The 7,484-nt window shown below is 57.7% G+C and carries 11 protein-coding genes; 7 read left to right on the forward strand and 4 right to left on the reverse strand.

Annotation, left to right across the window (positions count from 1 at the left end; genetic code table 11):
• Both B7L72_RS04550 and B7L72_RS04555 read right to left on the reverse strand, forming a co-directional pair.
• On the reverse strand, nt 1–218 hold a 218-nt coding region (locus tag B7L72_RS04550), incomplete at its 3' end, for a type II toxin-antitoxin system RelE/ParE family toxin (protein ID WP_081193100.1).
• On the reverse strand, nt 218–457 hold the full coding sequence (locus B7L72_RS04555) for a type II toxin-antitoxin system ParD family antitoxin (protein WP_016914150.1): 240 nt from the start codon (nt 455–457) through the stop codon (nt 218–220). The genes B7L72_RS04555 and B7L72_RS04550, both read right to left, overlap by 1 nt.
• A 177-nt stretch (nt 458–634) precedes the next feature.
• Here B7L72_RS04555 and B7L72_RS04560 point away from each other — a divergent pair, with 177 nt between their 5' ends.
• The 4 genes from B7L72_RS04560 to B7L72_RS04575 all read left to right on the forward strand — a co-directional run bounded on the left by B7L72_RS04560 (nt 635) and on the right by B7L72_RS04575 (nt 2,446).
• On the forward strand, nt 635–877 hold the full coding sequence (locus tag B7L72_RS04560; protein WP_081192839.1) for a type II toxin-antitoxin system Phd/YefM family antitoxin: 243 nt from the start codon (nt 635–637) through the stop codon (nt 875–877).
• Nucleotides 874–1,137, forward strand: coding sequence for a Txe/YoeB family addiction module toxin (locus tag B7L72_RS04565; RefSeq protein ID WP_081192841.1), 264 nt, complete (start codon nt 874–876; stop codon nt 1,135–1,137). The genes B7L72_RS04560 and B7L72_RS04565 overlap by 4 nt, the downstream gene beginning before the upstream one ends.
• A 201-nt stretch (nt 1,138–1,338) precedes the next feature.
• A complete protein-coding gene (locus B7L72_RS04570; protein ID WP_139788441.1) occupies nt 1,339–1,797 on the forward strand; it encodes a hypothetical protein in 459 nt (152 codons plus the stop codon).
• Nucleotides 1,798–1,855: 58 nt separating this feature from the next.
• Nucleotides 1,856–2,446: a class I SAM-dependent methyltransferase gene (locus tag B7L72_RS04575; RefSeq protein WP_081192845.1), complete on the forward strand. Its 591-nt coding sequence runs from the start codon at nt 1,856–1,858 to the stop codon at nt 2,444–2,446.
• A 51-nt stretch (nt 2,447–2,497) separates the two neighbouring features.
• Here B7L72_RS04575 and B7L72_RS04580 read toward each other — a convergent pair whose 3' ends face one another.
• A complete protein-coding gene (locus B7L72_RS04580; RefSeq protein ID WP_081192847.1) occupies nt 2,498–3,139 on the reverse strand; it encodes a DJ-1/PfpI family protein in 642 nt (213 codons plus the stop codon).
• An 85-nt stretch (nt 3,140–3,224) separates the two neighbouring features.
• On the opposite strand from B7L72_RS04580, the gene B7L72_RS04585 reads away from it, so the two are divergent.
• Both B7L72_RS04585 and rho read left to right on the forward strand, forming a co-directional pair.
• Nucleotides 3,225–4,562 carry an aminotransferase-like domain-containing protein gene (locus tag B7L72_RS04585; RefSeq protein ID WP_081192849.1) on the forward strand — a complete coding sequence of 446 codons (1,338 nt, stop codon included), beginning with the start codon at nt 3,225–3,227 and terminating at the stop codon, nt 4,560–4,562.
• A 68-nt stretch (nt 4,563–4,630) separates the two neighbouring features.
• The gene (gene rho, locus B7L72_RS04590; protein WP_081192851.1) at nt 4,631–5,605 is read left to right on the forward strand and encodes a transcription termination factor Rho; all 975 of its coding nucleotides are present in this window, start codon (nt 4,631–4,633) and stop codon (nt 5,603–5,605) included.
• A gap of 50 nt (nt 5,606–5,655) precedes the next feature.
• On the opposite strand, the gene B7L72_RS04595 is transcribed toward rho, so the two are convergent.
• Entirely contained in the window at nt 5,656–6,852 is a 1,197-nt protein-coding gene (locus B7L72_RS04595) for a DEAD/DEAH box helicase (RefSeq protein WP_016914147.1), read from the reverse strand.
• Between the two features lie 194 nt (nt 6,853–7,046).
• On the opposite strand from B7L72_RS04595, the gene B7L72_RS04600 reads away from it, so the two are divergent.
• Complete coding sequence (locus tag B7L72_RS04600) at nt 7,047–7,469, forward strand: Replicative DNA helicase (protein ID WP_081138882.1); 423 nt, start codon at nt 7,047–7,049, stop codon at nt 7,467–7,469.
• The last annotated feature ends 15 nt before the right edge of the window (nt 7,470–7,484 follow it).

A 7,484-nucleotide genomic window follows, 5' to 3' on the forward strand; every position in this document is an offset into this window, starting at 1 on the left:
TAAAAGATAACATGACTGCCCTGACTGAACTTTTTGTACCCTGGTTTTATGTCACCCGCATCGCGGCCAATATCAGGTTGGCGAGCGAGCAGTTTGAAAGCATCGTCAAGCTGCCTGAGGTACGTATCGCGTTGGCGCTTTCCCCACTTTTCGGTGGTGAAGCGGCCTATCTCGACAACGTCTTTTCGGGCAGAGGTAGTGAGCAGGTATGGACGCATCAGTGAGCTTCGTTGTCCAGTTCTGTAATAACGCTTTCAAGGGAATACTCTGCGATTCCACTCTGTTCGCCTTCATCCAGGAGGCGTTGGAGCCGTTCAAGCTTACTTTCCGTTTCTTCAAGCAGACGCAGTCCGGCACGTACCACCTCGCTCACCGAGCCATAGCGGCCCTTTTCAACCTGAGTGGCTATAAACTCGTCAAAGTGGGGGCCGAGTGTAATGCTGGTATTTCTAGCCATGGGGAGACTCCTGTACCAAATATTGGTATATCATGGCAAAGCACCCATAACAAGGCAAGGCAGGCCGACGCGATAAAGTCGCGCCGCTGCTTGCAGCGCTATACAAAGCGTCCGCCTTGACGTACGGACCCAAAGCCGTACACCTTGGTGAAAAGTTGAACATAAAAGTGGTGCGTCATGACCGGAATCACAGCCACTGAGGCGCGCAGCAACCTGTATCGGTTGATCGACGAGACCGCCGAGTCGCATCACCCCATCGTCATCATGGGTAAGCGAAACAACGCCGTGCTGGTGTCCGAGGAAGACTGGTCTGCCATTCAGGAAACACTTTACCTGCTCTCCGTACCCGGTATGCGGGAATCTATTCGTGAGGGGGTGGCTGCTCCCTTGGATGAATGCGATGAGGAGCTGGACTGGTGACATGGACGTTGGTTTACACTAGGTACGCCCAGCAAGATGCAAAGAAGCTAGCCTCCCGCGGCCTCAAACCAAAAGCGCAGGAACGGCTAGCGCTGGTAGCCGAAGACCCATACCGCAAGCCTCCCCCGTTTGAGAAGCTCGTGGGTGATCTTGCGGGGGCCTATTCACGCCGCATCAATATTCAGCATCGCCTGGTCTCTCAAGTGCTCGATGACGAGCGAGTGGTGAAAGTTCTCAGGCTCTGGAGCCACTACGAATAATGCATAACCGACGGTTGGGGCGGATGTATTAGCCTTGATTAACGACTGGCTGGGCCTTTTGTAAGAGGTCTGACATCACCCCTGATACAATCCCAGTAGCATACCAGAACCGCTTCCAAAGCTACTTTTTTTACCACCTGTCTCATGGTTTAATTAGCCCCCTTAATTTGAGTGTGCTTATACGTTTGGCTAAGGATGAAGATGAACGATTGGAAGCGGCGCGTATTGGGGGCTATGACGATTGCGGGGGGAGGTATTGGTATATCTTCCACGATGCCTTACATGATGGTGTCATCGCATGTTCTGGACTGGCTGTTTTGTATTGGTTTTATTCTGTTGTTTTCGTGGGGTATCTGGTGCGGCATTCAATTGTTAGAGAAACAGCCGAACGCAGCGCGTGCCAATTTCAAATTTTGGCTAATACAGGTGCCTGTTTTTAATACGCCTGTGCTGGGCTACTTTTTTGGCTCGGGTGCTTACCTGTCCGTGTGGGTGGGTTTAGGCAATATCAGTTATGGCTATAACGCCATGCTGGGCAGTGGTTTTCAGTATTCGTTCATGAATGACTCGTTTCCCACCCTGGTGGGTGTGAACATTCTGGCGCTTTTAATGAGCTTTTGGTTTTATCGAAAAGCCTATGGTGCCGATGTTTCGTCGTAACGCACGGTGCCGTGAGGTATTCACGTGATCATGCATCCTTGGCATATGGAGGGGCAGAATGAGCCACGGCACTTATTATGAGCGCTCGAAGCAGCTGAATATTTATCCGCACCTACGTGAATCCGTCGAGCGGCTACCCGGCGAGCTGCCCAGGACCGCCATTGATATGGGCTGTGGAGCAGGGCGGAATGCCCTGTTTTTGGTGGAGCACGGTTATCGGGTGCATGCGTTTGACCATCACCCACTGGCCATCGAGCGCTTACAAGAAGAGGGCAAGGCGCATCTGGGGTTGTCGCTGTTTACCTCTCAGGCCCGTTTTGATGAGTTCGAGTATCCGCCTGCTTCCTTGATCACCGCGTGTATGAGCCTGTTTTTTTGTCACCCTGACGTATTTCCAACGGTGTGGCACAGGTTGACTCAATCGTTGAGCTCAGGGGGCATGTTTTGTGGCCATTTCATGGGGCCTGATGATACCTGGGCACAAGATGAAAGCCGCCATTTGACCATCCACACGCCCGCTACGCTGTCCACGCTATTTGCGGATGACTACCACGTCATTACCCTTCAAGAACAAAGCAGGGCAGGGATGACGCTCATGGGCAAAAATAAGCACTGGCACACTTATTCAGCGATCCTTCAGAAGCGGTGATCTGTGCCAGTAGCGTAGCCTTTTCCTTGGCATGCCCATCACACCACGCCATCATTCACTCAGATGAGCGGCCATCCGTGGCGAAGACCCTGCCGCTGGCAGGTATGGGCCGATATTGCGCACCATGCGCTCGATGTATTCTGTTTTCTCCCCCACTGGGGCCACATAATGCATGGCTTCTTCGGCTGCCTCCATGCCTACCAGGCGGGCTATCATCCAGCAGGCCAGGTATTGTGAGCCCAGGCAGCCACCTGCAGTGGCGATATTTCCGCTGGCAAAGAACGGCTGATTCAATACCTCGATGCCTGCTTCCATCACCCAGGGGCGGGTGGTGAGATCGGTACAGGCAGGAACGTTCCCGAGAAGGCCGCGTTTGGCGAGCAGCAAGGTGCCCGAGCACTGTGCGCCCAAAAGTTGTTGGTCGGGGTTCAACGTAAGCTGGGCCATCAAGTGCTCGTTTTCAGCAATCTCACGGGTATGGATGCCGCTACCGATCAGGACGGCATCGGCGCTTGCCAGCTCTGCGAAAGAGGCTTGGGCGTGGAGGGTAACGCCATTCATCGATGTCACCTTGGCTTCCGGGCACATGAGCGATACGCGCCAGCCGGGCTGTTTGATGCGATTCAAAATGCCCAGGGCGATCAATGAGTCAAGTTCGTTGAAGCCTTCGAAGGTAAGGATGGCGATATGCATGAGGTGAAGCTCCTGGTGGGGTCACGTATCGCATGCTAGGCATGGTATATATCACAATCAAATTATTGTCATGGATACAATGCCCATGCCACGTGCCCGATACAAACAGGTAGTCGATGCCTTCGCGCTGGAGATTCGTGCTGGAAAGTACCGCCCTGGCACGCGCTTACCTACGCACCGGCAACTTGCCCAGCGGTACGGATTGGCGCTGGCCACGGCAACACGGGTATACGCCGAGCTTGAAGCCATGGGGCTTGTGGTGGGAGAAACGGGGCGAGGAACGTTTGTGAGGGATGCTGCGCTGCCGCCGGGGCTGGGGGTAGACCAGCAGCAAGTCGTCGATGGCCTGCTAGACCTCAGCTTCAATTACCCCACTGTGGCGGGGCAGGCGGATCTGCTGCGCGCAGCGCTAAGCCAGCTCGCTTCATCAGGTGATGTGAGTGCATTGCTCCACTACCAGCCCCACGGTGGTCGTCTGCATGAGAGAGAGATCGTTGCCGAGCACGTGATGCGCAGTGGTCTAAACGTCGCTGCGGAACGGTTATTGCTGGTCGATGGTGCTCAGCATGGCTTGGCGACCACGGCCATGGCGCTATTCAAGCCGGGTGATGTGATCGCCGTCGATGCCATCACGTACCCAGGCTTTAGTGTCCTGGCGCATCGCTTAGGGTTGGAACTGGCAGCAGTGCCCGCCAATGTGGAAGGAACCGACTTGTGTGCACTCGCGCGACTTTGCCAGCGCCGCCGCGTTCGTGCAGTCTATGTTCAGCCCACCGTTCATAACCCCATGGGGTGGGTAATGGGGCTGGCATGGCGGCATCAGCTCATTGGCTTGGCCGAGCAACACGATTTTCTGATCATCGAGGATGCTCCCTATGCGTTTCTTGAGACCCTGGCGCCTCCGCCGCTGGCCAAGCTTGCCCCCGAACGTACGATATACGTGTCGAGTTTCTCCAAAAGCGTGGCCACCGGCTTGCGGGTTGGCTATGTGGTGGCACCTGCACAATGGGTTGCCGAGATAGAGCGCACGATTCGTGCGACGACCTGGAACACGCCAGCAGTGATGACGGCGATGGTATGCCAATGGGTGCTAGAGGGTACGGTGGCGCGTTTGGAACAGCAAAAGCGTGAGGATGCCGCACAGCGGCAAGCGGTGGTGGCTCGGGTATTCAAGGGCATGCGCTATCAGGCACACCCTGCGTCTTACTGCGTTTGGCTGCCCTTGCTGGAAGAGGGGCGTGCCGACCGGGTGGCAAGTGCGCTTTTACAACAAGGCATCAGTGTATCGACCGCAGCTCCCTTTTCAACGGCAGCCCAGGTGCCCCATGCCATCCGTCTTGCGCTAGCATCGGTAGATATTCAGCAGCTTGAAAAAGCACTGTGTGCCGTCAGGGAGGTCGTTGAATACCATGCCTACGTTTAACATCCGCCGTCGAGTCACCACGAACACGGCCAACCACGAACCCTCACTTTGACAAGACGGCTCCAACCATGACCCGCAAAACCCTAAGCCTCAAAACGAAACGGCCCCCAGAGGCCAAGCCAGCCGAGACAGTGGCCGACTCCTCACTCGAAGAGCAATCACATACCGACCCCGAAAAGCGCTTTCTCAACGGCACGGCCATTCATCCTTCCCCGCGCCTTTATCTCGCCCACGGCGTTCGTGAGCACAGCGTGCGGGCGATGGATTTGATCACGCCCATTGGCATGGGGCAGCGCGGGCTGATCGTGGCGCCGCCGGGGGCGGGGAAAACCACGCTGTTGAAGCATATCTGCCAGGCCGTGGCGGCGGCGTATCCCGAGATCAAGCTGTATGCCCTGTTGATCGATGAGCGCCCGGAGGAAGTGACCGATTTCAAGCGCAGCGTGACCGCCGAGGTGCACGCTTCGTCGTCTGACGAAAGCTACGCCCACCATGTGCGCGTGGCCGATAGCCTGCTGCAAACGGCGCGCAGGCAAGCCGGGGAAGGGCACGATGTGATGATCGTGATCGACTCACTGACGCGGCTTTCCCGGGTGCACAACGCGGGGCAGCGGGGCAGTGGCCGTACCATGTCGGGCGGGTTGGATACCCGGGCGCTGGAAATCCCCCGCAAACTGTTCGGGGCGGCACGGAACATCGAAAACGGCGGCTCGCTGACCATTCTGGCCACCGTGCTGGTGGAAACGGGAAGCCGCATGGATCAGGTGATCTTCGAGGAGTTCAAGGGCACCGGCAACATGGAGCTGGTGCTGTCGCGGGAGGTGGCCAGCCAGCGCATCTTCCCGGCGCTCGATATTGCCAAAAGTAGTACCCGCCGAGAAGAGCTGTTGATCGAGGCCCACGAGATCGAAAAGGTACGCAGCCTGCGCAGAGCCTTGACGCCGCTCAAGCCAACCGACGGCGCGCAGAAGCTGCTGGCGCTGCTGGAGAAGTACCCCACCAACGCCGAGCTGCTGGCGGCGTTTTCACCCGCTCAGGGGTAAGGCCTGCCGCCTGCCTGCGGGCCATCACTCGCCGATGTTGCGTACAACGTCTAGCGGCTGCCTTTCTTCACATGCTTCAAATTGGAGGCCGGGACGGCCTTTTTGACCGGAAATTCTGCCACTTCCCGGCGCTCGATGAGCTGGTTCATGCGCCGTTCGATGGCACACAGGTTCTTGAAATCGCTGATATCCACCAGCGAGATGGCTTCCCCGGAAGCCCCGGCACGGCCGGTGCGGCCAATGCGGTGGATGTACTCTTCCGGCTGGAAGGGTAGGTCGTAGTTCACCACTCGGCTCAGTTCGCCGATATCCAGCCCCCGCGCGGCGACGCCGGTGGCCACCAGGTACTTGAGCTCACCGGTTTTGAACTGGGCCAGAATCTTTTCGCGCATGGCCTGGCTTCTGCCGCCATGGATGGAGTCCGCGACGATGCCGCGTTTCTCCAACTGGGCCACCAGCTTGGCCGCGCTGTGCTTTTTCTCGACGAAGATCAGCGCCTGGTCCCAGGCTTGTTCGTTGATCAGGTGGCTGAGCAGGGCGGATTTGGTGTCCTTGTCGACCGTGATCAGCCACTGTTCGATGGTGTCGGCGGCGCGAACGTTGGGGGTGATGGCGATGTTGGCGGCCAGGTCGGTCATCTTGCTGTCTGAAAAACTGCGGGCGAGGGCGCGAACGTCCTGGGTCATGGTGGCCGTGAACAGCAGGTTCTGGCGCTGTTCCGGCAGGCGCACGATGATCTTGTGAATATCATCCACAAAGCCCATGTCGACCATTCTGTCCGCTTCGTCCAGCACCATGACCTGAAGCTCGTCGAAGTGCAGGGCGCGCTGATGCGCGAGGTCCAGCAGCCTGCCCGGTGTGGCCACCAGAATGTCCACGCCTTCGATCAAACGCTCCTTTTGGGGCGCGGTATCCACACCGCCATACGCGGCCATCGAGGTGAGCTGGGTATGCTTGGCGTATTGCGCCACGCTGGCGTTGACCTGTACCGCCAGCTCGCGAGTGGGCACCAGAATCAGCGCGCGGATGCGCTTGGCCCGCAGCGCTTCTGCCTTGCTGAAGCGCTCCAGCAGCGGCAGTACGAAAGCGGCGGTTTTGCCGGTGCCTGTTTGGGCGGTGGCGATGAGGTCCTTCCCCGAGAGAATGGCGGGAATGGCCTGTTCCTGGATGGGCGTGGGCGTCTGGTAACCGAGTTCGGTAATCGCCTGAACGAGGGGAGTGGATAAACCGAGTGTAGAAAAAGGCATAAGGGGCCCTGACAGCGAGTCTTAGGTGGGTCGAACGTAAAAAGTGGTGCAGCATAGCGTAAAATCGGCCCGCCGTTGCTCGAATATTGCCCGCCGCGTCACCGTACCCCGCCTCACACAAGGTATAATGCCCCCTTCCCGGCGAAGCCTGTGTGCTTTAGCCTGCTGTTTTACGTCGATAAGGTCGTGGTTTGATGATCAACACCAAAATTTACAAGGCGGTGTACGAGCTGGCCGAAAAGCTGATGAAGGCCGCGTCCAAGGATGACCGCGCCACCTTTGAAGCGCTTTATGCCGAGCTGCAGGCGATCTGCACCGAGCATGAGAACACCGAGAAAGACCACCCCGAGCAGTGGGAAACCCTGGCCGACTTCACCGAAGAGCTGGAAGACGCGCTGCCGATCTACCAAAAGGCGCTGGACAAGGCGGTGGCCAAGCAGTCGAACGACCATCTGGCCTCGATTGGCTTTTCCATGGCCACCCTGCAGGTGGAGCTGGGCGAGCCCCAGGCCGCCATCGAAAGCTTGCAGCGCGCCCAGGCCAGCGCCCAAACGATTGAAGACAACGAGCTGAAAGCAGAGATCGACGAGCTGCTGGCCACGCTTACCAACGGTTAGGAGTCCCCCTTGACC

It is taken from the genome of Halomonas sp. BC1 (assembly GCF_002078135.1).
Lineage (GTDB): Bacteria > Pseudomonadota > Gammaproteobacteria > Pseudomonadales > Halomonadaceae > Vreelandella > Vreelandella stevensii.

Bases quoted from the DNA above. Each gene is read 5' to 3' on its own strand.
- B7L72_RS04585 (WP_081192849.1), top strand. From the start codon at position 3,225: ATGCCACGTGCCCGATACAAACAGGTAGTCGATGCCTTCGCGCTGGAG.
- B7L72_RS04575 (WP_081192845.1), top strand. From the start codon at position 1,856: ATGAGCCACGGCACTTATTATGAGCGCTCGAAGCAGCTGAATATTTAT.
- B7L72_RS04580 (WP_081192847.1), bottom strand. From the start codon at position 3,139: ATGCATATCGCCATCCTTACCTTCGAAGGCTTCAACGAACTTGACTCA.
- B7L72_RS04555 (WP_016914150.1), bottom strand. From the start codon at position 457: ATGGCTAGAAATACCAGCATTACACTCGGCCCCCACTTTGACGAGTTT.
- B7L72_RS04600 (WP_081138882.1), top strand. From the start codon at position 7,047: ATGATCAACACCAAAATTTACAAGGCGGTGTACGAGCTGGCCGAAAAG.
- B7L72_RS04595 (WP_016914147.1), bottom strand. From the start codon at position 6,852: ATGCCTTTTTCTACACTCGGTTTATCCACTCCCCTCGTTCAGGCGATT.
- rho (WP_081192851.1), top strand. From the start codon at position 4,631: ATGACCCGCAAAACCCTAAGCCTCAAAACGAAACGGCCCCCAGAGGCC.
- B7L72_RS04570 (WP_139788441.1), top strand. From the start codon at position 1,339: ATGAACGATTGGAAGCGGCGCGTATTGGGGGCTATGACGATTGCGGGG.
- B7L72_RS04560 (WP_081192839.1), top strand. From the start codon at position 635: ATGACCGGAATCACAGCCACTGAGGCGCGCAGCAACCTGTATCGGTTG.